The sequence below is a fragment of the Dyella marensis genome (assembly GCF_900112865.1).
Classification (GTDB): domain Bacteria; phylum Pseudomonadota; class Gammaproteobacteria; order Xanthomonadales; family Rhodanobacteraceae; genus Dyella_D; species Dyella_D marensis_A.
The window spans coordinates 16,628-39,456 of the sequence record NZ_FONH01000003.1; the positions used below are offsets into that span (position 1 = coordinate 16,628).

At 68.0% G+C, this 22,829-nt stretch carries 26 protein-coding genes and 1 riboswitch; of the genes, 9 read left to right on the top strand and 17 right to left on the bottom strand.

Translation table 11 applies throughout. From position 1 onward, the window contains the following. From BM172_RS05720 to crcB, 5 genes are all read right to left on the bottom strand, one after another. A complete protein-coding gene (locus tag BM172_RS05720; RefSeq protein WP_026635927.1) occupies nt 1-870 on the bottom strand; it encodes a TraB/GumN family protein in 870 nt (289 codons plus the stop codon). 36 nt (nt 871-906) lie between these two features. Then, nucleotides 907-1,959 (bottom strand): proline iminopeptidase-family hydrolase, encoded by a 1,053-nt coding sequence (locus BM172_RS05725; RefSeq protein WP_231504222.1) that lies wholly within the window; start codon nt 1,957-1,959, stop codon nt 907-909. A 78-nt stretch (nt 1,960-2,037) separates the two neighbouring features. Further along, on the bottom strand, nt 2,038-3,156 hold the full coding sequence (cfa, locus tag BM172_RS05730; protein ID WP_026635929.1) for a cyclopropane fatty acyl phospholipid synthase: 1,119 nt from the start codon (nt 3,154-3,156) through the stop codon (nt 2,038-2,040). 59 nt (nt 3,157-3,215) lie between these two features. Beyond that, nucleotides 3,216-3,554, bottom strand: coding sequence for a DUF190 domain-containing protein (locus tag BM172_RS05735; RefSeq protein WP_026635930.1), 339 nt, complete (start codon nt 3,552-3,554; stop codon nt 3,216-3,218). An 11-nt stretch (nt 3,555-3,565) separates the two neighbouring features. Then, on the bottom strand, nt 3,566-3,952 hold the full coding sequence (gene crcB, locus BM172_RS05740) for a fluoride efflux transporter CrcB (RefSeq protein WP_026635931.1): 387 nt from the start codon (nt 3,950-3,952) through the stop codon (nt 3,566-3,568). A 65-nt stretch (nt 3,953-4,017) separates the two neighbouring features. Continuing rightward, nucleotides 4,018-4,126: riboswitch (Fluoride riboswitch) on the bottom strand. Between the two features lie 115 nt (nt 4,127-4,241). Here crcB and BM172_RS05745 point away from each other — a divergent pair. Beyond that, a complete protein-coding gene (locus tag BM172_RS05745; RefSeq protein WP_035323714.1) occupies nt 4,242-5,483 on the top strand; it encodes a multidrug effflux MFS transporter in 1,242 nt (413 codons plus the stop codon). A gap of 94 nt (nt 5,484-5,577) precedes the next feature. Here BM172_RS05745 and BM172_RS05750 read toward each other — a convergent pair whose 3' ends face one another. From BM172_RS05750 to BM172_RS05770, 5 genes are all read right to left on the bottom strand, one after another. Continuing rightward, nucleotides 5,578-6,075: a hypothetical protein gene (locus tag BM172_RS05750; protein WP_026635933.1), complete on the bottom strand. Its 498-nt coding sequence runs from the start codon at nt 6,073-6,075 to the stop codon at nt 5,578-5,580. An 80-nt stretch (nt 6,076-6,155) separates the two neighbouring features. Then, nucleotides 6,156-6,440: a cell division topological specificity factor MinE gene (minE, locus tag BM172_RS05755; RefSeq protein ID WP_026635934.1), complete on the bottom strand. Its 285-nt coding sequence runs from the start codon at nt 6,438-6,440 to the stop codon at nt 6,156-6,158. A gap of 5 nt (nt 6,441-6,445) precedes the next feature. After that, on the bottom strand, nt 6,446-7,261 hold the full coding sequence (gene minD, locus BM172_RS05760; protein WP_026635935.1) for a septum site-determining protein MinD: 816 nt from the start codon (nt 7,259-7,261) through the stop codon (nt 6,446-6,448). An 81-nt stretch (nt 7,262-7,342) separates the two neighbouring features. After that, entirely contained in the window at nt 7,343-8,125 is a 783-nt protein-coding gene (minC, locus tag BM172_RS05765) for a septum site-determining protein MinC (RefSeq protein ID WP_026635936.1), read from the bottom strand. Next, entirely contained in the window at nt 8,122-8,739 is a 618-nt protein-coding gene (locus BM172_RS05770; protein ID WP_026635937.1) for a GNAT family N-acetyltransferase, read from the bottom strand. The genes minC and BM172_RS05770 overlap by 4 nt, the downstream gene beginning before the upstream one ends. Nucleotides 8,740-8,968: 229 nt before the next feature. Between BM172_RS05770 and BM172_RS05775 the strand changes: the two genes are divergently transcribed. The 7 genes from BM172_RS05775 to BM172_RS05805 all read left to right on the top strand — a co-directional run bounded on the left by BM172_RS05775 (nt 8,969) and on the right by BM172_RS05805 (nt 17,285). Further along, on the top strand, nt 8,969-10,198 hold the full coding sequence (locus BM172_RS05775; RefSeq protein WP_026635938.1) for a sensor histidine kinase: 1,230 nt from the start codon (nt 8,969-8,971) through the stop codon (nt 10,196-10,198). Between the two features lie 121 nt (nt 10,199-10,319). Beyond that, complete coding sequence (locus tag BM172_RS05780) at nt 10,320-10,961, top strand: response regulator (protein WP_026635939.1); 642 nt, start codon at nt 10,320-10,322, stop codon at nt 10,959-10,961. A gap of 235 nt (nt 10,962-11,196) precedes the next feature. Further along, a complete protein-coding gene (locus tag BM172_RS05785; protein ID WP_026635940.1) occupies nt 11,197-12,549 on the top strand; it encodes an SRPBCC family protein in 1,353 nt (450 codons plus the stop codon). Between the two features lie 214 nt (nt 12,550-12,763). Then, the gene (locus BM172_RS05790; RefSeq protein WP_035323718.1) at nt 12,764-13,717 is read left to right on the top strand and encodes an ABC transporter ATP-binding protein; all 954 of its coding nucleotides are present in this window, start codon (nt 12,764-12,766) and stop codon (nt 13,715-13,717) included. Beyond that, the gene (locus BM172_RS05795; protein ID WP_026635941.1) at nt 13,714-14,448 is read left to right on the top strand and encodes an ABC transporter permease subunit; all 735 of its coding nucleotides are present in this window, start codon (nt 13,714-13,716) and stop codon (nt 14,446-14,448) included. Before BM172_RS05790 ends, BM172_RS05795 begins: the two co-directional genes overlap by 4 nt. 3 nt (nt 14,449-14,451) lie before the next feature. After that, nucleotides 14,452-16,347, top strand: a complete 1,896-nt coding sequence (locus BM172_RS05800) for a GldG family protein (RefSeq protein WP_026635942.1) — start codon at nt 14,452-14,454, stop codon at nt 16,345-16,347. 83 nt (nt 16,348-16,430) lie between these two features. Beyond that, on the top strand, nt 16,431-17,285 hold the full coding sequence (locus BM172_RS05805) for a cytochrome c oxidase assembly protein (protein WP_035323721.1): 855 nt from the start codon (nt 16,431-16,433) through the stop codon (nt 17,283-17,285). Nucleotides 17,286-17,346: 61 nt separating this feature from the next. Here the strand turns inward: BM172_RS05805 and BM172_RS05810 are convergent, their stop codons facing one another. Continuing rightward, the gene (locus BM172_RS05810; protein ID WP_026635943.1) at nt 17,347-17,817 is read right to left on the bottom strand and encodes a copper chaperone PCu(A)C; all 471 of its coding nucleotides are present in this window, start codon (nt 17,815-17,817) and stop codon (nt 17,347-17,349) included. Continuing rightward, nucleotides 17,814-18,431, bottom strand: a complete 618-nt coding sequence (locus tag BM172_RS05815) for an SCO family protein (protein WP_026635944.1) — start codon at nt 18,429-18,431, stop codon at nt 17,814-17,816. The genes BM172_RS05810 and BM172_RS05815 overlap by 4 nt, the downstream gene beginning before the upstream one ends. Before the next feature lie 72 nt (nt 18,432-18,503). Between BM172_RS05815 and BM172_RS05820 the strand changes: the two genes are divergently transcribed. Beyond that, entirely contained in the window at nt 18,504-18,881 is a 378-nt protein-coding gene (locus tag BM172_RS05820; RefSeq protein ID WP_035323724.1) for a DUF423 domain-containing protein, read from the top strand. A gap of 7 nt (nt 18,882-18,888) precedes the next feature. On the opposite strand, the gene BM172_RS05825 is transcribed toward BM172_RS05820, so the two are convergent. Genes BM172_RS05825 through BM172_RS05845 form a run of 5 tightly spaced genes read right to left on the bottom strand, consistent with a single transcriptional unit; the run spans nt 18,889 to nt 22,758 of the window. Then, nucleotides 18,889-19,656, bottom strand: coding sequence for a CPBP family glutamic-type intramembrane protease (locus BM172_RS05825; RefSeq protein ID WP_026635946.1), 768 nt, complete (start codon nt 19,654-19,656; stop codon nt 18,889-18,891). A gap of 16 nt (nt 19,657-19,672) precedes the next feature. Continuing rightward, the gene (locus BM172_RS05830; RefSeq protein WP_026635947.1) at nt 19,673-20,053 is read right to left on the bottom strand and encodes a hypothetical protein; all 381 of its coding nucleotides are present in this window, start codon (nt 20,051-20,053) and stop codon (nt 19,673-19,675) included. A 30-nt stretch (nt 20,054-20,083) separates the two neighbouring features. Further along, nucleotides 20,084-20,281 carry a type II toxin-antitoxin system antitoxin gene (locus BM172_RS05835; protein ID WP_026635948.1) on the bottom strand — a complete coding sequence of 66 codons (198 nt, stop codon included), beginning with the start codon at nt 20,279-20,281 and terminating at the stop codon, nt 20,084-20,086. An 11-nt stretch (nt 20,282-20,292) separates the two neighbouring features. After that, nucleotides 20,293-21,165, bottom strand: coding sequence for an SPFH domain-containing protein (locus tag BM172_RS05840; protein WP_026635949.1), 873 nt, complete (start codon nt 21,163-21,165; stop codon nt 20,293-20,295). A gap of 60 nt (nt 21,166-21,225) precedes the next feature. Next, complete coding sequence (locus tag BM172_RS05845; RefSeq protein ID WP_026635950.1) at nt 21,226-22,758, bottom strand: transglutaminase-like domain-containing protein; 1,533 nt, start codon at nt 22,756-22,758, stop codon at nt 21,226-21,228. Nucleotides 22,759-22,829 lie beyond the last annotated feature (71 nt).

Sequence of the window (22,829 nt, forward strand, 5' to 3'; positions counted from 1 at the left end):
TCATTGCCGCTGGACTTCGATCCCCAGCTTCTCCAACTGCTTCTGCAGGCTGTCCGGCCCTGCCAGGTGGCCGGCGCCGACGGCGACGAAGGTGGTGCCGGGTTGTTTCATGCGCTCGGCAATGGCCTTGGCCCAGGCCTCGTTGCGCTTGACCAGCATGCGCTCGTACAGCTCCGGGGAGCCTTTGCGCAGGTCTTCGTCTTCGATGCGGGCGATTTCGTCGGTATCGCCGCGGCGCCAGGCGTCGATCAGGTCGCGCAGGCGGGCGGGGCCCTGGGCGACTTCGTCGAGGCTCTGGCTGAGGAAAGAGAGCTGCAGGGGTTCGGGCATGTCGGCGAGCATGCGCAGCTGCTGCTCGGCGGTTTCCAGGCCTTCGACCGGTTTGCCGGCTTTTTCCATGCGCGCGCGCAAGGTCTTGTCGACGCCGGCGGCCGGATCCATGCCGGCGCGCACCAGCGGGGCCACGGCCAGGGTGACGGCGGCGAGCCAGGGGCGCATGGCCTGCAGGGTGGCTACGCCGCCGGGGACTTCGGCGTCTTCGGCGGCGCGCTCCAGGCGCGTGCGATCGCGCGGCGAGAGCCTGGTCGACAGCGGATGCGCCGGATCGAGGCCGTACTTGATCACCTGCGCCTGCATGTTGGCGGGGTTGTCGTCGGTCAGTTCGATCAACAGGCGAGCGCTGGCATCCAGGGCGTTGTCCAACTGCTTGGACGACCAGTTGGCATCGTGCGGCAACAGGTGCACGGTGCCGAACAGGTAGACGGTGGCCTGGTCCTTCTTCGCCACCCACAGCGCGGGGTTGGCGAAGGCGGGGGCGGCGAGCAGCAGGCACAGCGCGAACAGGACGCGGATACGGCGGAACGGCTTCAACGGCAACTCCAGGTGGGGCGGCGGGCTGGGCGGGTGTCAGTGGGCGGCGCGCCCGGCTTCGACGTCCTGCAGGAAGCGGGTCAGGCCGTCGAAGTAGGTGCGCTGGTCATCGTACATCGCCATGTGGCTGCCCTTGGGGCACAACAGGAAGCGGCCCTGCGGCAGTTTCTTCGCCATCGCGGCCATGTACGCGGGGTCCATGGTGTCGTACTGCGCGCCGATCACCAGGGTAGGCACGCGGATCTGCCGCAGGTCCTTGCTGCGGTCCCAGTGTTCCAGGCGGCCGCTGGCGCCCAGTTCGCTGGGGCCCTGCATCAGGGTGTACACGCGTTCGTTGAGATGCGCGAAGGCGCGCTGCACCGGATCGGGCCATTGTTCCTGCGGCATGCGCAGCACGTGCTGCTCGTAATGCATCGGCGTGAGGATCTGCATGTAGCGCGGATCGGCGGTGCGGCCACTGGCTTCGAGCTGCTTGGCCTCGGCCAGCAGCTTGGGATCCATCGCCGGCTCCAGCACCTTGCTGGCGTACACGTTATAGGCGGGGATCGAGTCCATCATGTTCGAGATCACCAGGCACTTCAGGTGCTGCTGGTACTTCAGCGCGTACTCCATCGCCAGGATGCCTCCCCAGGAGTGGCCGAGCAGGCAGAAGTTGTCCTTGTCCAGGTGCAGCGCCTGGCGTACCTGCTCGACTTCCTCGACGAAGCGCGCGGTGGTCCACAGCGAGTCGTCCTTGGGCTGGTCGCTGTAAGCGGAGCCGAGCTGGTCGTAGTAGTAGTACTCGACGCCCGCGGCGGGCAGGAAGCTGTCGAAGGCTTCGAAGTATTCGTGGGTGGCGCCGGGACCGCCGTGCAGCAGGAGCAGCTTCAGCTTCGGGTTGTTGCCGACGCGCTTGGTCCATACGCGGAACTTGCCCTTGGGCGTGTCGATCACGATGGTCTTGACGCCGCCGCTCAACACGTCGTCGCGGCCGGTATTGTCGAAGTAGGCGGCGTTGCTCTTGGCCGGAGCTTCCGCCGCATGCGCGGCGCACAGGCCCAGCAGGGCGACCAGGGTGGCAAGCATGCGCTTGATCGGCAGGCCTTTCATCGGTGTGTTCCCCTTCATCGATGCGGATCGAATGCTCCAGGCACTATCCCGCGCCCGTCGCACGGCAGCAAGCACGGTTCAACGCGGCACGCGGTAGCCGCCGGGCACGCCCTCGGGACTCAGCGTCAGCTGCCACAGCTGGTCGCGCCGGCTGCGGAACACCGCGGCCGACACCGACAGGTAGAACTGCCACATGCGGCGGAAGCGCTCGTCGTAGTTGGCGGCCAGCCGCGGCCAGGCGGCGTCGAAGTTCTCGCGCCAGGCAGCCAGCGTGCGGGCATAGTCGGCGCCGAAGTTGTGCCAGTCCTCGACCACGAACAGGTCCTGCAGCGCCGCAGTCACCTGCTGCGCGGACGGGATCATCGAGTTCGGGAAGATGTATTTCTCGATCCATGGATCGGGTCGCGACGGCGTGCCATTGCTGCCGATCGAATGCAGCACGAACAGCCCTTCGTCCTGCAGGCAGCGGCGCGCCACCTGGAAATAGGTGCGGTAGTTGAGCGCGCCGACGTGTTCGAACATGCCGATCGAGAACACCGCGTCAAAACGCTCGTCCAGCTCGCGGTAGTCCTGCAGGCGGATTTCCACCGGCAGGCCGGCGCACAGCTCGCGGGCGAACTCGGCCTGTTCCTGCGAGACGGTGACGCCGACGCCTTCGATGCCGTAGCGCTCGGCGGCGAATTTCAGCGCCTCGCCCCAGCCGCAACCGATGTCCAGCACGCGCTGGCCGGGCTGCAGGCGCAGCTTGCGGCAGACCAGGTCGAGCTTGGCGGCCTGCGCGTCGTCGAGGTTGTCGGCCTGCGCCCAGTAGCCGCAGGAATAGACCAGGCGCTTGCCGAGCATGGCCTGGAACAGGTCGTTGCCCAGGTCGTAGTGGACGCGGCCGATCTCATAGGCATGCTCGCCGCGCTGCAGGTTGACGAAGCGGGCCTTCAGGTGCGCCAGCAGCGTGTCCAGCGTCTTCAGTTCCTGGTCCACATGCGAGCGCAGCAGACGGGTGAACATGCCGGGCAGGTCGTCCGCGTCCCACCAGCCGTCCATATAGGCCTCGCCCAGGCCGAGCGAACCGTGGGCGAACACGCGGGCGTAGAGGTCGTCGTCGTGCACGCGCAGGTCGGTCGGGGCCTGGCCGTCGAGGTGGATGCCGGCGTGTTCCAGCAGGGTGACGGCGCGTTGCTTCAGCGAATCCCGGCTCATGCTTGCCCCTTTCGGTGGACAGACTGCGCGTGGATGGACGACGTGAATGGACGACCGGCTCAGTGCTTGCCGAGCACCTCGAAGCCTGCCGCCAGCGATGCATAGACGACGTCGACATGGGCGGCGCGCACGGCGGCCAGCAGGGTGCCGGCGCGAGCCTCGTCCAGCAGGAATTCGACCTTGACCGGCAGGTCGTCGGCGAGGTCGAAGAACTGTTCCTCGTGCAGCACGCCGTGGCGGCCGTAGCCGGCGATGGCGCGGAAGGCCGAACCGCCGCCGATGCCCTGGCGCCTGGCCAATTCCAGCAGCCATTCGTAGACCAGCATGCCGTCGTGCCGCGCGCGCTGGTGGCAGTAGAAGACCAGCAACCGGCCCGGATGGATGGTGTCGGTGTTCATCGCTGCCTCCTTCAGGCGCGCAGCAGCAGGCGGGTGGCGGCGATGCCGGCCACCGTCATCGCGATCGAGCCGACCAGGTGGAAGGCCACGTGCCCGGCGAACCACAGGTACTGCTGGCGCAGCAGCAGGGTGGTGGCCTCGGCCGAGAAGGTGGAGAACGTGGTCAGGCCGCCGAGGAAGCCGGTGGCCACGAACAGGCGCAGTTCCGGCGGCAGGGTCTGGTAGTGGTCGAACACGCCCAGCACGCAGCCCATCAGCAGGCCGCCGATCAGGTTGGCGGCGAGCGTGCCCATGGGCACGGTGGGGAACAGTGGGTTGAGCATGACGCCGAGGATCCAGCGCAGCCAGCAGCCCAGCGCGCCTCCGATGCCGACGACCAGGAATCCGGAATAACTCAAAGCCAAGTCTCCTGAAGGTTGCTGCCCCTCCGGAACCAGGCATGCGCCTGCGCCCCGGCAGGAGCCGGTGTGCAGGCATCATCAGCGGCGGGCCTCAAGCTAATGCATGGGGCTCCGGCGCGGTTCGTCCGTATCGCGGCACGGAACGGGAGGCATGCCATCTCCCTTGCGTTGCGCATGCTAGCCGAACGGCTTGGCGGCGCGCCAACCCCGCGGTGACGTGCGGACCATGCGGGCCTGGCGGCGCGCCCTTATACTCGCGGGCCTCGCGCCTCTTACGTCCCCCGCCATGCGCGCCGATCCGCTCCATGCCAATTCCCGCGCCGTGCCGCGCAGCCTGCCGGTGCTGCTCGCGGGCCTGTCGATGATCGGCCCGTTCTCGATCGACGCGGTGTTCCCCGCCTTCCCCCTGATCGGGGCGCAGTTCGGCGTGGACAACGCGCAGCTGCAGCAGTTGATCAGCATCTACCTGCTGACCTATGCGGCGATGAGCCTGTTCCATGGCGCGCTGTCGGATGCAGTCGGCCGCAAGCCGGTGCTGGTCACCGGCATCGCGGTGTATGCGCTGGCCTCGGCGGGAGCGGCGCTGGCCACCTCGTTTCCGCTGCTGCTGGCCTGCCGCGGCCTGCAGGGCATGTGCGCCGGCGCCGGCCTGGTGGTCGGCCGCGCCATCGTGCGCGACTGCTACGAAGGCGCCGCGGCGCAGCAGCTGATGTCGCGGGTGATGATGATCTTCAGCATCGCGCCGGTGATCGCGCCGATGGTGGGCGCGCAGATTCTCTACTTCGGCAGCTGGCACGGCATCTTCTGGGTGCTGATGGGCTTTACCGCGGTATTGGCCACCGCGCTGGTACTGCTGCTGCACGAGAGTCATCCGCCGGAAGCGCGTACGGTGTTCGCACCGCGCGCGCTGCTGGCCGGCTATGTCGGCTTCGCCCGCGACCTGCCGTTCCGGCCGCTGCTGGTGTCGTGTTCGGTGAACTTCGCCGGGCTGTTTCTCTATATCGCCTCGGCGCCGCGCATCGTGCGCGACCTGCTGCACCTGTCGGCACAGGGCTTTCCCTGGCTGTTCCTGCCGGTGGTGGCGGGGCTGATGGGCGGCGCCTGGCTGTCCGGCCGCCTCGCGGTGCGGCGCAGCCAGGTCTATACGGTGAACCTCGGTTACTTCTCGATGCTGGCGGCCTGCGCGCTGCATCTGCTGCTGGCGCTGGCCTTGCCGCAGCCGGTGCTGCCGTGGTCGATGCTGCCGCTGATCCTGCATGGCGTGGGTGTGCAGCTGGCGTTTCCCACCTTGACCCTGCTGTTGCTCGACCGCTTTGCGCACCATCGCGGCGGCGCGTCCTCGGTGCAGGCCTTCGCCAGCCTGCTGTTGTGCAGCGTGGTGGCGGGCGTGCTGTCGCCGCTGCTGGCGGACCGGATGCTGTACCTGGCGCTGGGCGCATCCGCGCTCACCGTGATCGGCTGGGTGTCGTGGCGCTGGTATCGGCGTTCGGTGGAGAAGGTGGCGCGCGAGGCGGTCGAAGCGGCTTAGCGTCCGGCGTAGGTTGGGGTGAGCCGGCAGGCGAACCCCAACGGGCCTTGCCCGGATGCGCCATGTTGGGGTTCGCCTGCCGGCTCACCCCAACCTACGGAGTGGGGCGTCCCTGGCTGTCGAGCAGCGCATGCTCGACCAGCCACTGCCGCGCATTCTCCGCATCCCCGGCGAACCACGCCGTCGTCGAGCCGAGCCGGAAGCTGTAGCCCCACGCATCCATGTCCGCCATCAGCCGCGCGCGGCCCACGCCGGGCAGCTCGTCGGCGAGCACGATCTGCAGATAGCAGGTGGCGTCTTCCTCGGCGATGGAATCGGTGGCGTCGGTATGCACCTGGGCGCGGCGCTCCGGCGGCAGCACGATCAGGTGGCCGGCTTCGTGCAGCAACGAATGCACCGGCGTGTCGCCGCGCGCATACACCGTGGTGCCGATGATGCCGGCCTCTTCGTCGCCCCAGAAGCTGCCCGGGATGGGTTGGCCGTCGGGCACGCGCTCCAGGCTCAGGCCGTAGCGGGCGAGCAGGGCGCGCGCATCCGCCTCCTGGAGATCGGCCAGGCGCAGCACGGCGGGTGGGGCGAGTGTTTCTTGCATGCGTCGCGGCGCGGACGGTGTCCTGCGCGGAATTCGATAAGGGGGAAAGAGCCGGCGGGCCGTCGCCCGCCGGCGGCGGATCAGCCGGCGACCGGCGCGGTCGATCCGGGCTTGCTGTTTTCGGGCAGGGCCACGGACAGCTCCAGGATTTCGTGCCCGCTGTCGCGCTCGACGTTGATGTTGATCGCTTCGATGTCCACGTGGACATACTTCTTGATCACTTCGAGCAACTCGTTGCGCAGCAGCGGCAAGTAGTCGGGCGCTCCGCGGGTGGAGCGCTCCTGCGCCACGATGATGCGCAGGCGCTCCTTGGCCACCACGGCGGACGGCTCAGGCCTGCGCTTGAGGAAATCAAGAATACCCATCGCGTTCAACCTCCGAATACGCGCTGGAAGAAGCCCTTCTTCTGCACTTCGAGGAAGCGCAGCGGGCGCTCTTCGCCAAGGATGCGGGCCACGGTGTCGCTGTACGCCTGGCCCGCATGCGAGTTCTCGTCGAGGATCACCGGCACGCCCGAGTTGGACGCGGCCAGCACGTTTTCCGACTCCGGAATGACGCCGACCACCGAGATGCCGAGGATCTCCTCGACGTCCTTGACGCTGAGCATTTCGCCCACCGCGACGCGCGCCGGGTTGTAGCGGGTCAGCAGCAGGTGCTGCTTGATCGCGTCCTCGCCCTTCTCGGCGCGGCGGGTCTTGCTGGCGAGCAGGCCCAGGATGCGGTCGGAGTCGCGCACCGAGGACACCTCGGGGTTGACCACCACCACGGCGTGGTCGGCGAAGTACATCGCCAGGTGCGCGCCCTTCTCGATGCCGGCGGGCGAATCGCACACGACGTAGTCGAAGCCTTCCTCGGACAGGCCCTGCAGCACCTTCTCCACGCCCTCCTGGGTCAGCGCGTCCTTGTCGCGCGTCTGGCTGGCGGCCAGCACGTAGAGGGTTTCGTAGCGCTTGTCCTTGATCAGGGCCTGCTTGAGCGTGGCTTCGCCGTGCACGACGTTGACGAAGTCGTACACCACGCGGCGCTCGCAGCCCATGATCAGGTCGAGATTGCGCAGGCCGACGTCGAAGTCGATCACGGCGACCTTCTTGCCCTGGGCGGCCAGGCCGGTGGCGAGCGAGGCGCTGGTCGTGGTCTTGCCCACGCCACCTTTGCCCGAGGTGACAACGATGATCTCTGCGGTCAAGGGTTCATCTCCCGGAATATGTTTTTTGTAATGGTGTTGCGATTAGTAGTGTCGCGATCGTTGCAGGCGGGCGGCGCCGCGTCAAAGTTTCGCGATCAGCAATTTTTCCCCGTCGAGCCAGCATTGCACAGCCTGGCCTTCGAGGTCCTTCGGCAATTGTTCAAACACGCGGTAGTGGCCGGCGATGGCCACCAGTTCCGCGCGGAAGTCGGACACGTAGATGCGCGCCTTGGCATCGCCCTGGGCACCGGCCATCGCGCGGCCGCGCAGGCCGCCGTAGATGTGGATGCTGCCGTCGGCGATCACTTCGGCGCCGTTGGCCACGCCGCCGGTGACGATCAGGTCGCGTTCGCGCGCATAGATCTGCTGGCCCGAGCGCACGGTGCCGTCGTGGTATTGGCCGCCCAGGCCGGCGGCGGGTTCGGCCTCGCGCGCGACCGGAGCAGGCGCCGGGGCCGGCGCGGCGGCAGGCGTGGGAGCCGCCGGGGCGGGAGCCGGCGGCTCGATGCTGCCGCCGTCGGCGGGTTCGTAGGCGGCGCGGAACTTGGCGATCAGCGGCAGGCCCATGCGGCGCGACAGCGCCTCGGTCTCGCTGGTGCCGTAGGCCAGGCCCACCGGCAGCATGCCGGCACTGCGGATCGCCTCGAGCAGGGCGTCGACGGTGCCGTCGTCGGGCAGGTTGAGCAGGTGGCTGAGGTCCAGGATCACCGCCGCGCGGGAAAACAGCTGCGGGGCGGTGCGCACGCGGCGCTCCAGCTCCTCGTAGAGCGCGGCGGCGTCGGCGCGGCGTACGCGCACGCTGGAGATTCCGACCTGGCCAAAGCGCAGGTCGCAGACATCGGTGGTATCCATGCGGGCATTCATGGGCGCCGCTCTCCGGCGAGGCGGCGCTTGTCGTTGTTATGGGTGGGGCGGGGACGCTCGGCCAGCCAGCTCACGTCGGGCAGGCCGTCGCGCTCCAGGTAGGTCTCGCGCACATAGGGATAGCTGGGCAGTTCCTTGGCCAGCAGGCTGACCTGCGGACCTTCCTCGCCCATGCGCTGCTGGCCGACTTCCTGGAAGCCGTAGGTGCCGTGGAACAGCAGGACCTTGTCGTCGCGCGGCTCCAGGAACACTTCGCAGGTCAGCAGCGGGGCGCGCACTTCCGCATAGCTGGTGGCGTCGCAATAGAAGATGCGACCCAGGCCGTGGCGGCGGTAGGCGTTGGCGATGACGATGCGGTCGATGTAGACGAACTGCGCATAGCGCTCGCCGAACCACTGGTAGTTGGTGCTGGCGTACCCGCCGCCTTCGCGCAGGGCGATCAGGAAACCGGCGATGTGGCCGTCGATCTCGGCCACGCGGAAATAATCGGCGTGCTCGTAGAAGTAGCGCAGTTGCCCGGCGTCCAGGGCGAGGATGGTGCGCCCGGCGGCGTTGTTGAGCGCCAGTACGGCATCCAGGTCGTGCTCGCGCACGTCGCGGATGGCAAGGGCCATTCGTTGCTCCGCAATAGTGTGTTGCTTGGATCTTGCTCAGGGATGTCGCCGGACCGGCTGACGGCCCCGCGTAACGGGGCGCATTATGGCACGGGGGCAGGGGGCGCACATATCACGGCGCACCATGTAAAACCTTTGTAAAGCCGGCGCCGGCATGGCTTCCGGCAGGGGTGGGCCAGTGACTTCTCGCGCATTGCACCACGCTGGCCGCCGGCCGAAGATGGTGCGCATGGCATGGTCCAACATCAATCACATCCGGCTGCTGCGCTACGCCGGGCTCACCACGTATCTGTGCGTCGCGCTGCCGCTGCTGCCGGGCAGCTGGAGCCTGGCGCGGGTCAGTTCCTGGTGGAGCAACCCCAATATCTCCGGCTGGGTGTTCTCCTACCTGATGTTCGGCGTCACCTACGTGCTGCTGACCCGCAGTTCCACCCTGAACCGCCAGGAAGGGCTGCCCACCATCAGCCGCCTGATGGGCCTGACCGTGCTGACCGTGTCGGCGATCGCCATGGGCTGGTTCAGCCAGAGCGGCCTCTCCGCCATGCTGATGCTGGTGATCGCCGTGGTGCTGCCGTGGCAGCTGCCGGCCGGTATGGGGCTGGTGTGGATGCTGCTGCAGAATCTGATGCTGATCCCGATCATCGCCAACTACCGCGAGTGGACCCTGATCCAGGCGGTGCTGCAGGTCTGCATGTACCTGGCGATTTCCGCGCTGGTCTACTTCACCTCGATGATCGCCAGCCAACAGGCCGAGGAGCGCGAGATCCAGCGCCGGCTCAATTCCGAGCTGCGCGCCACCCGCGCCCTGCTGGCCGAATCGACCCGCATCGCCGAGCGCATGCGCATCGCGCGCGACCTGCACGACCTGGTCGGCCACCACCTGACCGCGCTGAGCCTGAACCTGGAAGTGGCCAGCCACCTGAGCAATCCCGCCGCGGCCGAGCACGTGCTCAAGGCCCAGGCCACCGCCAAGCACCTGCTGCGCGACGTGCGCGAGGTGGTCAGCGAGCTGCGCCAGGACGACGCCATCGATTTGACCCAGGCCCTGCGCAGCCTGGTCGAGGGCGTGCCGGGCTTGAACGTGCACGTGGAGACGCCGCCGCGCTTCAGCGTGGAGGATCCGCGCCGGGCCCAGGTGCTGCTGCGCGTCGCGCAGGAAATCATCACCAATACCGCCCGCCATGCGGGGGCGCGCAACCTGTGGCTGGACTTCGCCTATGACGAGGCCGGCCTGCTGGAACTGCACGCCCGCGACGATGGCCGCGGCGCCGACCAGTTCCGCCCCGGCAATGGCCTGTCGGGCATGCGCGAGCGGCTGGCGGAGTTCGGCGGCACGGTCAATGTGGACACCGCCGCCGGCCAGGGTTTCGCCCTCAACGTGAGCCTGCCGCTGGGCGAGGAATCGGCCCTGGCGCATGCGCCGACCCGCTTCGAGCCGCCCGCCCTGAGCGTGTCGTGAGTCCGCGCCGCCTGTCTTCAGCCATGCCAGAATGGGCGGCCGGCCCGGATGGCCGCACCGTTGTTTACACCGTCGTTCCCGGCGATGGCGCCGGGGGACGCAATCGCTCCGAGGAACCGCGATGATTTCCGTGTGTCTTGTCGACGACCAGAACCTGGTACGCCAGGGCGTCCGCTCGCTGCTGGATCTGGCTGAGGACATCCGCGTTGTGGCCGAGTGCGCCGACGGCGCCCAGGCCGTGCAGGACATTCCCCGCATCAAGCCCGACGTGGTGCTGCTGGACCTGCGCATGCCGAACATGAGCGGCCTGGAAGTGCTGCAGGCGCTGTCCGCCCGCAACGAACTGCCGCCGACCATCATCCTGACCACCTTCGACGACGACCAGCTGGTGCTGCAGGGCCTGAAGGCCGGCGCGCGCGGTTATCTGCTGAAGGACGTCTCGCTGGAGCAACTGGTCGAAGCGGTGCGCACCGTCGCCGCCGGCGGCTCGCTGGTCGCGCCGATGGTGACCCAGCGGCTGCTGGCCGGCGTCGGCCGCATGCAGAACCAGTTCACCAGCCTCGAGCAGCCCGATCCGCTGACCGAGCGCGAGACCGAGATCCTGCGCCTGCTCTCCGGCGGCTACAGCAACAAGGAGATCGCCAACTCCCTGAAAGTGGCGGAGGGCACCGTGAAGAACCACGTGTCCAACATTCTCTCCAAGCTCGGCGTGCGCGACCGCACCCGCGCCGTGCTCAAGGCACTCGAGCTGGGCATCGTCTAAGGCCCTGCAAGGCCCTGCACGGAGCCCGGAAGGCCCATCCGGCGGCCTTCCGGGGGCCTCTCCGAAGCGGATAGCGTTCCAGGCCATGAACCGGTACCATCGGTGGCTTCGGCGCTGGCCGACCCCTGTCACGAATGCGATTCCTTCGGGCTTTTTCTAAGGAAGCGCCTCCGTGGCGGACCGGTCTCCGGCGACGCACTCGTGCCGCCAAGAGAGATGTTCGGAGAGCCCTGGAATGATGCGTGTTCTTGAATTCATTGTTGCCCTAGTCATCGTCGTCGTCGTCGGCGTCGTGGTGGGCGTGATCATGCCTGGCAGTGGCCATGTGGAGAGGTCGCTGGTGGTCGGCAAGGACATGCGTCAGGTGTACGACGTGCTCGCCAATTTCCGTCGCTACCCCGATTTCACGGTGCAGCGCAAATACGACCGCAATACCCAGTTCACCTTCTCCGGCAAGCCCTATGGCCCCGGTGCGGAGATCAGCTGGAGCAGCAACGACGACAAGGTGGGCAAGGGCAAGCTGACCGTTGCCAGCGCCGATCCGTCGTTCGACAAGATCGACCCGAGCGCCAAGTCCGCCAAGATCGTCTGGAACCTGGACAACGACTGGCGCGGCCAGGACAAGCACTTCACGCTGGACCTGGATCGCCAGGGCAGCCGCGGCCAGCTGACCAAGGTCACCTGGTCGTATGACGTGGCCTACGGCTTCAACCTGATCGACCGCTACTCGAACCTGTACATCCACGGCGACCCGGATGCCTTCATCCAGTTCAGCCTGAGCGATCTGCAGAACGTGCTGGCCTCGGTGCAGAACATCGACTACGGCAAGCTGATCCCGTACATCGAGCAGACCCAGCCGACGCCGGTGCTGCTGGTGTCCAGCTCGATCGAGCGCAAGGGCGGCCTCGAGGCGCTGAACGAAGCGACCGACAAGGCCGAGGCGCAGATCCAGGCCACCGCCAAGAAGCTGGGCGTGACCGTCACCGGTCCGCGCATCATCTACACCACCAACTACGGCGACCAGACCTACTCGTTCGACGTGGCCCTGCCGATCAGCGCGACCAGCCTGACCGTCAACGGCCAGAGCCACGAGCTGACCGCTGCCAAGGCGCCGGACCTGAGCGCCGCCGCGCCGGCCAGCAGCAGCACCGCCGCCGCTCCGGCCCAGGACAACACCCCGGGCAGCACCGACCGCTTCGGCCGCCTGATCGTCGACAACGACGTGCGTGGCGTGCTGGCCTTCGGCGGCCCGGCGCTCAAGGGCATCTGGAACGGTACCGCCGCCGGCGTGCCGCAGACCCGCGACATGCTGAAGGCCTACTCGCAGACCCACGGCTACAAGTTCGACGAAGTGGTCAACCGCCCGTACGACATCCTGGTCAAGCCGGAAGTGAAGCAGGGCGACCAGGTGACCAGCTACGCGCAGTTCGCCATCTACCTGCCGCTGACCGGCGATGCACCGGAGAAGACCCCGGAGCAGGAAGCCAACCTGCAGCCGCCGTCGCTGGACGCCGGCACGTCGCAGGCCCCGGCCTCGTCGGGCACTGCCGCCGCCCCGGCCTCGGCCGCCAGCGCCGGCCAGCAGTAAGCCGAAGCCTTAGCAAGACACGAAAGGCCCTTCGTTCGCGAAGGGCCTTTTTCTTTAGGCGTTATCTTCAACTTGGAACCCTTCTCCCTCCGGCGACCCGAAGGGAGAGGGGCTTCTTGCGGCGCGAACTTTTGCATCCCGATGGGGTACATTGCTTCGTCGTTGCGCCGCTCGGGCCCAAGACCGCTCCGCCGCTTCTCTTTCCGCCCCGGACATGATCGAAACCGAACAGCTCACCCGGCGCTACGGCACGCTCACTGCGGTCGACGCGCTCAGCTTCCGCGCCGAACCGGGGCAGGTATTGGGCCTGCTGGGTCCCAATGGCGCCGGCAAATCCACCGTGATGCGCATGATCGCCGGCTTCCTGCGGCCGACCGCGGGCACCGCGCGGGTGTGCGGCCACGACGTGCGCAAGGAGTCGCTGAAGGCCAAGCGCGCGCTCGGCTACCTCCCCGAAGGCGCACCGAGCTACGGCGAACTGACGGTGCGCGAGTTCCTCACCTTCATCGTGCGCTCGCGCGGCCTGTCGGCCGACCAGGGCTACCGGCGCTTCGAGGAAGTGGTCGGGCACCTGCAGCTGGAGACCGTGCTCGATACCTGCATCGAGACCTTGTCCAAGGGCCTGCGCCGCCGCGTCGGCCTGGCCCAGGCGATCGTGCACAACCCGCCGGTGCTGATGCTGGACGAACCCACCGATGGCCTCGATCCGAACCAGAAGCATGCCGTGCGCCAGCTGATCGATACGATGGCGCGCGAGCGCACCATCCTGATCTCCACCCATCTGCTCGAAGAAGTGCACGCGCTGTGCAACCGCGTGGTGATCATCGCCGACGGCCGCCTGCTCGCCGACGCCACGCCGGCGGAGCTGGAGGCGCGCTCGCGCTATCACGGCGCGGTGTCCTTCAGCGCGCCGGGCAGCGGCGTCTCGCAGGAGATGCTGGGCCGCCTGCCGCAGGTGGCATCGATCGAAGTCGATCCGCTGGATGGCCGCATCACCGTGTTCCCGCGGCCGGGCGAACGCATCCTGGAGCCGGTCGAATCGCTGCTGCGCCAGCAGGGCCTGGAAGTCTCGGAGATCCAGCTCGAACGCGGCCGCCTCGACGAGGTGTTTCGCCAGATCACCACCGGCCAGGCCGGGCCGGAGCCCGCGCGCGAGGCCAGTCCATGAGCCCGGTGATGGCGGTGGCGCGCCGCGAACTGCGCAGTTATTTCGTGACGCCGGTGGCCTATGTATTCCTGGTCATCTTCCTGGTGCTGGCCGGCATCCTCACTTTCTATGCCGGCGATTTCTACGATCGCGGCCAGGCCGACCTGCAACCGTTCTTCGTGATGCATCCCTGGCTCTACCTGCTGCTGGCGCCGGCGGTGTCGATGCGCATGTGGGCGGAGGAGGCCAAGGGCGGCACGCTGGAGCTGCTGCTCAGCCTGCCGATGACGCTGGCGCAGGCGATGCTCGGCAAGTTCCTCGCCGCCTGGCTGTTCATGGGTATCGGCCTGTTGCTGACCTTCCCGATCTGGATCACGGTGAACTACCTGGGTTCGCCCGACAACGGCGTGATCGTGGCGGGCTATCTCGGCAGCTGGCTGATGGCCGGCGCCTTCCTGGCCATCGGCGCCTGCCTGTCGGCGCTGACGCAGAGCCAGGTGGTCGCCTTCATCCTGACCATGGTGGTGTGCTTCCTGCTGCTGCTCGCGGGCCAGCCGCAGGTGCTGGATTTCCTGCAGGGCTCGATGCCGCGCCGGCTGCTCAATGGCGTCGCCCACCTGAGCCTGCTGCGCCACTTCGAGGCGATCGCGCGCGGCGTGCTGGACGTGCGCGACGTGCTGTACTTCGTGCTGTGCATCGCCTCCTGGCTCACCGCCGGCGTGCTGGTGCTCGACCTGAAGCGGACACCCTGACCGATGCGCCGCCTGACCTTCACCCGCCGTGTCCGCGTGATCGGCCTGCTGGTCCTGCTGGTGGCCGTGTCGGTGACGCTGGCCATGGCCGGCAGCCGCTGGATGCGCGCCACGCGCTTCGATCTCACCTCCGACCGGCTGTACACGCTGACGCCCGGCACCGTGCGGATCGTCGACAAGCTGCGCGCGCCGCTGCGCCTGACCCTGTATTTCTCCGAACACTCCACCCGTGACCTGCCGCAGCTGCGCAGCTACGAGCAGCGCGTGCGCGAGCTGCTGCAGGAGATGGTGGCGCGCTCGCACGGCCGCCTGCGCCTGCAGGTGGTGGACCCGGTGCCGTACTCGGACGACGAGGCCGCCGCCGAAGGCAACGGCCTGAGCCCGCTGAGCGGCGGCACCAACGGCGAGCGCGTGTTCTTCGGCCTGGTCGGCACCACCTTGCCGGGCACGCAGGACGGCGAGGCCGACAACGAAACGCGACCCGGCGCCAAGACCCTGGCGATCCCGCTGTTCGATCCGGGCCGCGAGACCTTCCTCGAATACGACGTGGCCAAGCTGTTGTACGAGCTCAACGAGCCGGCCAAGCCGCACATCGGCGTGATCAGCAGCCTGGCGGTGCAGGGCAATCCGGTGCTCGGCGAGGAGCCGTGGACGGTGATCCGCCAGCTCGGCCAGCTGTTCGAGGTGAAGACGCTGGACCCGAACAAGCTCGACCGCGTCGGCGACGACATCCAGGTGCTGCTGCTGATCCATCCCAAGCACCTGTCCGAGTCGGCGCTGTACGCGATCGACCAGTACGTGCTGCGCGGCGGGCACCTGGTCGCCTTCGTCGATCCGTATTCGGAGCTGGACACCACGCCGTTCGTGGACAGCAACGGCGTGATCGACGACCACGACTCCGACCTGCGGCGCCTGTTCGATGCCTGGGGCGTGCAGTTCGATCCGCAGAAAGTAGTGCTGGACCGCTCGCGCGCGCTGCGCATCGAGCTGGCCGACAACAGCGCGGCCAACCATCCGGCCATGCTCGGCCTCACCGGGCAGGAGCTCAACCACGGCGACGTCACCACGGCGAGCCTGCAGCGCATCAATCTGTCCAGCGTGGGTTACCTCGACCTCTCGCCGAAGGCCACCTCGCGCCTGATCCCGCTGATGCAGACCAGCACCGACGCCGAGGTGGTGCCGGCGCAGCGCGTGCGCGAGGCGACCACCGACCCCAATGCGCTGCTGGACGGCTACAAGGCGGACAACACCCGCTACGTGGTGGCGGCGCGCGTGCGCGGCGCCTTCACTTCGGCCTTCCCGGAGCGGGCGAAGCAGCCCGGCTACATCGCGCAGGCGAAGGGCAATGCCGAGGTGGTGCTGGTGGCGGACACGGACCTGCTCACCGACCGCCTGTGGGTGTCGTACTCGCAGAGCCTGCTCGGCCCGCTGCAGTTGAGCGCGCTGGCCAACAACGGCGACTTCGTCACCAACCTGGCGGATAACCTCAGCGGCTCCTCCGAGCTGCTGTCGATCCGCGGCCGCACCAGTTCGCAGCGGCCGTTCACGCGCGTGCAGGCGCTGCAGGCGGCGGCGGACCAGAAATTCCTGGCCAAGAAGCAGGAGCTGCAGCGTGAGCTGGCGGTCACGCGCAGCCGCCTGTCCGAGCTGCAGCCGGCCAAGGCGGCGCGCGGCGACAACGCCGGCAGCGAGCAGCGCACGGAGATCGAACAGTTCCTGCAGCGCCAGCTGGCGATCAACAAGGAACTGCGCGACGTGCAGCACCAGCTCAACGGCGAAATCGATGCGCTGGGCATGCGCCTGAAGTTCCTCAACATCGTGCTGGTGCCTGCGCTGGTGACGCTGTTCGGCCTGGCCTACGGCTGGCGGCGCTCGCGCCGCAACCGACGCCGGGCATGAGGCTGGCGGCCATTCGCCGCAGCCCGGCGGTGCACACGCGGGACTATGCTTGGCGCTTGCCGTAAGCGCGGACCCGACGACCGATGATGACCAGCCTGCTCAAGTGGATCGTGCCCTGGGAGTTCTCCTGGGTGTTCCTGTTGAGCTTCGCGGCGATCTGCGTGCTGTACGTGCGCGGCTGTGCCCGCCTGCCGGTGAGCGGTGGGCGCCGTCTGGCGTTCTGGACCGGCATGGCTATCGTGTACGTGTCGCTGCACACCTACTTCGATTACTACGCGGAGCACGAATTCTTCATGCACCGCATCCAGCAGGTGCTGCTGCATCACCTGGCGCCGCTGCTGCTGGTCGGCTCCTATCCCGGCACGGTGCTGCGCGCCGGCCTGCCGCTGGCGTGGCGCGCACGCGCGCTGCGGCCGCTGGAGCGCTCATGGCCGTGGCGCGCCATGACCGGCGTGCTGCTGAACCCGGCGGTGGCCACCGTGCTGTTCGTCGGCTTCATCCTGATCTGGCTGATCCCGTCGATGCAGACGCTGGCCATGCTGGACTGGCGCATCTACCGCTTCATGAACTGGACGATGATGCTCAGCGGGCTGAGCTACTGGTGGCTGGTGCTGGACCACCGCCCGCGTCCGCCGGGACGGATGACGCCCGGCCTGCGCGTGCTGTCGCCGGCCATCACCATGAGCCCGCAGATCCTCGCCGGCGCCATCGTGACGTTTTCCAAGACCGACCTTTATCCGATCTTCGAGATCTGCGGCCGCGCCTTCACCTTCAACGTGCTCACCGGCCAGCTCGCCGGCGGCGTGATCATGTGGGTGCCGGCGGCGATGATCGAATCGATCGGCGGCCTGCTGGCGCTGCGGCAGTGGGTCCGCCTGTCGCGCAACGGGCGGATCAAGTCGAAGCGGCAGCTGCAGCTCGAACGTAGATTGGGGTGACAACCCCAACGTCGTTCATCTGTTTATGCACCGCCTGTTGGGGTTGTTACCCCAACCTACGTCAGTGGTGATGCATCTGCGACATGTCGCCGCCGTCCACCGTATTGGCCGGCTTCGCCTCGAACTCCGTGTCCAGCGTGCTGCCGTCGGCGAAGCGCAGGGTGACGCGCACCTTGTCGCCGACCTTCACCGGCGCCGCCGCCTTCATCAGCATCAGGTGATAGCCGCCGGGTGACAGCGCCGCCTTGCCGTGCGCGGGGATCGACAGCGCGTCCACTTTCTCCATGCGGCCCATGCCGGTGTCGGTGCTGCTCTTGTGCAGCATCACCTCGGCATAGGCCGGGCTGCTGGCGGCGCTCAGCGACACCGCGCGGTCGCCATGGTTTTCCAGCACCACGTAGCCGCCGGCGGGCAGGGCGCCGGGCATCACGCGGATCCAGCCGTGGCTCGCCGCGACGCGGTCGGCATCGCCGGCCATGGCGGCGCCGGCGCACAGCAGGCCCGTCATCAGAAGCGCGAAACGTGCATTCATGGCTTGGCTCCAGTGTCGAGCAGCAGGTGCAGGTCGTGGACGAGATCGTCCTGGGCGTCGGCGGCGGTGGAGAGCAGGCGCGCCTTGCCGTCGCGATCGAAGAGATAGATGGCCGAGCTGTGGCTGACTTCGTACTGGCCGTCGCCCTTGTCCGGCTCGCGTGTGTAGGCGGAGCGATAGCGCTTGCTCAGCGCCTCCAGCGCTCGCGGCTCGCCGGACAGGCCGACCGCGCGCGGATCGAAGGCGTTGACGTAGGCGTGCATCACCTCGGGCGTGTCGCGCGCGGGATCGACGCTGACGAACAGGATGCGCGCGTCGTCGGCCAGCGGCCCCAGGCGCTGCATCACCACGTGCAGCTGGGCAAGGGTGAGCGGGCAGACATCCGGGCAATGCGTATAGCCGAAATACATCAGCACCACCTTGCCGCGGTAGTCGGCGCCGCTGACCGGCTTGCCGTGATCGTCGACCAGCTTGAAGTCGAGGTCCGGCATGTGGCCGCTGACATTGGTGAGCTTCCACGGCAGCTCGCCGCCGCGCTGGCAGCCGGCCAGCAGGAAGGCACCGAGCAGTACCGACAACAGGAGCAGGGCGCGGACGAGGCGGCGGGGCTTCATGCGAGAATCCTGGTTCGACATCGCGCCAGCATACGACAGCGGCGCCGCCGCCAGCCCGAGGACGGTTCCCCCATGCGACAAACTGTCAGCTCCGCTACCGGCCTGCTGGCCGGCCTCGCCGGCGCCAGCGCGGTGCTGCTGGGCGCATTCGGCGCGCATGCGCTGCGCGGCGTGCTCGACGAGCGCGGTATCGAGCTGTGGCATACCGCGGTGAACTACCACTTCTGGCATGCGCTGGCGTTATGGCTCGCCTTGCTGTGCCTGGGCGCGCCGCATCGGCGCCGCGCCATCGTGGCGTTCGGCCTGGGCATCGTGCTGTTCAGCGGCAGCCTGTATGCGCTGGCGCTGGGTGCGCCGCGCTGGTTCGGGGCGATCACGCCGCTGGGCGGCGTGGCGTTTATCGCGGGGTGGTTGCTGCTGGGCTGGGGTGTCGGCCGCCGCGGCGGCTGACGCAAGCTCAGGCCAGCGCGGCCAGCGCCAGTTGCGCGCCGACATGCAGCACCAGGTCGGCGCTGAAGTGCGCGACCATCGCGTGTTCCAGTCCGTACTTCCAGAACAGCCAGCCAAAGGGCAGGCCGACCAGCGCGTTCAGCAGGATGATGCGGCCGATCGACAGCGGGCCGTGCGCCATGCCGGCGGAAAACGCCGCCGGCAGGTGGCCGGCGCCGAACAGCAGCGCGGCGAGCACGATCGCCGCCCCGTACATCCATGGCCGCACGCCGCCGCCCACGCGCGCCAGCAGCCACAGCAGCAGGCTCATCAGGAACAGGCGGCACTGCGTTTCCTCGGCGATGCCTCCGTAGAACGAAGCGAGCGCGCCACGCCAGGCCTGGTCCAGCAGCCGCGAAGCGGGAGCGTGCACCTGGCCATGCCAGTCGAGCGCGAGTACGAGCACGGCTGAAACGATGCCGAGCAGCACCGCCCACAGCCATTTTCCCCGCGCCGGTGGCGGCGCTTCGCGATAGATCCATGCACGCAGCCATGGCGCGCCCAGGCCATAACGCTCGCCCAGCCACAAGCCGAGCCAGGCGAGCACACCGCACAGCGCGCCTGCCTGCAGCGATTGCGTGATGGCCAGCAGCGGGACCGATATGGGCAACCGGGTGAGCCGCGGCATCAGCACGATCAGGTAGGGGAACAGCGCCAGCGTGGCGATGGCCGAAGCGATGCCCAGCGCCAGGGCCAGTTTCAGCCGCGGCGCGCGGGTGGCGGGCAGGGCGGGCATGGTGGTGTCCTCGGGCTCAGTGATGCGGTTGGATGAAGAATCCGGCCACCTTGCCTTGCGCGTCGCAGGTGACCTTGGCGTCGATCAGGTTCGGGCCGTAGTGCAGCGTGGTGAGCACCAGCGTGCGGTCGCCGGCCGGTGTGACAATGGCAGCGTCGCGCGGTCCGCGCTCGCCGAATCGCTGCAGCATCTCCGGCCAGAGCTGGCCGAACTTTTCCGGCAGCTGCCTGGCTTTCATGATGTCGTTGAAGTCGCTGGTGGCGCCGGCGTAGTCGCCCTTGTCCAGCGCGTCGAGCAGGTGCGTCGAGGCGGTTTCGCATACCGATTCGGCATGCGCCCCCGCGGCGGCGGCCAAGCCGATCCCAAGGCAGGCGATCGCTGCCAGTTGCTTCTTCATGTGGTGGTGCCCCTGTTTGCCTGCGTGGAATTAAGTGGAGTCGTCCTGGTCGTCCGCCACCGGCGCGGCCTGGCCGGGCTTGAGGCGTCCGCTCTTGCGCAGCGCTTCGCGCAGTACGTATTCGATCTGCGCGTTCACGCTGCGCAAGTCGTCGTCGGCCCAGCGCTGCATCGCCTCCAGCACGGCGGGGCTGATGCGCAGCGGATAGGCTTTCTTCTCGGCCGGCACGCGCGTCTCGCTCAGCCGCCGTAGAGCGTGCCGGTGTTGACCACCGGTTGCGTGGCGCGGTCGCCGCACAACACCACCAGCAGGTTGCTGACCATGGCGGCCTTGCGCTCTTCGTCCAGTTCGACCACGCCCTGCTCGCGCAGGCTGTCCAGCGCCATCGCGACCATGCCGACGGCACCTTCGACGATGCGTCCGCGCGCCGCCACGATCGCGCTCGCCTGCTGGCGCTGCAGCATGGCCTGGGCGATTTCCTGGGCGTAGGCGAGGTGGCTGATGCGCGCTTCGATCACGCTGACGCCGGCCTTGTCCAGGCGCGCCTGGATCTCGTCGCGCAGATGGTTGTTGATCACTTCGCCGTGGCTGCGCAGCGAGGGCTTGCCGTCGTCGTGCGCGTCGTAGGGATAGTTCTGCGCCATCTGGCGCAGCGCCGATTCGCTCTGGATGTGCACGAAGTTCTCGTAGTCGTCGACCTGGAATACCGCCTCGGCCGTGTCGACCACCTGCCACACCACCACCGCGGCGATCTCGATCGGATTGCCGTCGCTGTCGTTGACCTTGAGCTTGCCGCTCTCGAAGTTGCGCACGCGCAGCGAGACACGGCGCCGGGAATAGAACGGGTTGGTCCAGCGCAGGCCTTCCTCGCGCACGGTGCCGGCGTACTTGCCGAACAGCTGCATGACCTGGCCTTCGTTGGGAGCGACCTGGAAGAAACCCTTCAGCAGGAACGCGGTGAACACCAGCACGACCACTCCGCCGAAGAAGCTGGCCAGTGGCGGCTGGTGGCCGGCCGAGCTGAGCACCAGCCAGATGCCGAAAGCGGCCAGCAACAGGCAGAAACCGACGAACGGGATGCCGGCAAGCGAAAAACCCTGACGCTCATTCATGGTGGATACCTCCCTTGGATGGGAGGTATCTGATATCAAAATGATGTCACTTGCAAGTGCCTACTGGCCGCCGCCGCCCCCGTTGCCGACCGGGGCGCTGGGGGCCGCCACTACGGGGGCGGTGTTCATGAACTCCCACGAGGGCATCACGTCCACGATCTGCATGGCATTGAACAGGTTGGTGACCGCGAAGAAATGCCAGGGATCGCCATCGCCGGTGTCCAGCGCGATATGGGTGCTGTCGAAATGGCGCAGGGCCGCGTCGTAGCTTTGCCAGCGCCCGTTGATCCAGGCCTGGACCCATTCGTGCGGCACGAACACCCGCGAGGTGCTGGCATAGCGGTCGGCGTAGACCATGCCGGTGACCACCCGCGCCGGAATGCCTTGGGCGCGCGCCATCGCGGCCAGCAGCACGGCGTACTCGGTGCAGTCGCCCTGGCGCGTGTTCACCACTTCCAGGGCCGAGGCATAGCCGACGTCCAGGCCGTGCTGGGTGATGTAGTGGCTGACGAAGCTGCGCAGCCGGCGCATCTTCTGCCGGTCGTCGACCGCGCTGCCCACCGCCTCGGCGGCGAGCATGCGGATAGCCGGCGCATCCGACTGCAGCCAGTCGTTGGCGCGCAGGTCTTCCGGCTGCGGCGGCGGCTGCCCGCCGGCATAGGCGTTGCCGACATCGATCTGCCAGTCGCGGCCGCCCAGGTGCAGCACGCGCTGCTCATCGGTGTTGATCAGCGGCACGGCGACGTCGCCCTGGATGGTCAGGCGATAGCGCAGGAAGGAGTCGCGCAGGTTCGGCGTGAGCGGCCGCGGCGAATCGACCATGGCGGCGCGGAACATGTCCACGTCCTGCTCCGGCGCGAGCGCGCAGGCCTGGTCGCAGGCGATCATTTCGAGCTGGCGCCCGAGCATCGAGATGATGCCCTTGCGCGCCCGGCCCCGGCCGTCCAGCCACAAGTCCAGGATCTGGTCGCCGCGGTCCTGGTGCAGGCGCTGGCGCTGGTGGCTGAGCGTCTCGGTGCCACCGGGCAGGTTCACCGGCTCGTTGCCCAGCACTTCCACGCCCACGTCCATCACCTGCTGGGTGGCGGGGTCGAACATCTGCAGGCGGTAGTGCAGGCCCGGCTGCCTGGCGGCATCGAGCATGGCCTTGCGCTGGCCGTCGTTGAGCAGGGCCTGGCCGGGCCAGGCGATGTAGCTGTAGCGGGTGGAACCGCCCACCGTGGTGGCGATCCGGAACGAACCGTCCGACTGGCGCTCGCCGTTCACCGTGCTGTCCATCGAGGACATCGAGGTGCGCGTGGAGAAGCCCAGCGGCTCGCCGCCGGTGGTCTCCACGCTGCGGATCATATTGGCCAGCGGAATGCTCTTGCCGCTGCGGTTGAGCAGAATCGACAGCGTCTGGGTGGTGGTCACCGTACCTTGCGCGGTCTCGCGGTCGATGCGCAGGTGGCCGATCTTGCGGCCGCCCAGCAGGACGCTCATCCAGGTGGTGTCGGCGGAGGTTGCGGGCACGGCGTCGGCGGCCAGCGTCCCGGCGAAGGGACACGGCAACAGCAACAGCACCAGCAATAGCTTGGCGGTCTTCAGTCGCATATGCGTATCCGTGGGGACGGCTTGGATGACAGTGAATGCCGACTTAAGGCTGCCGTCAATCCGCAATGCAG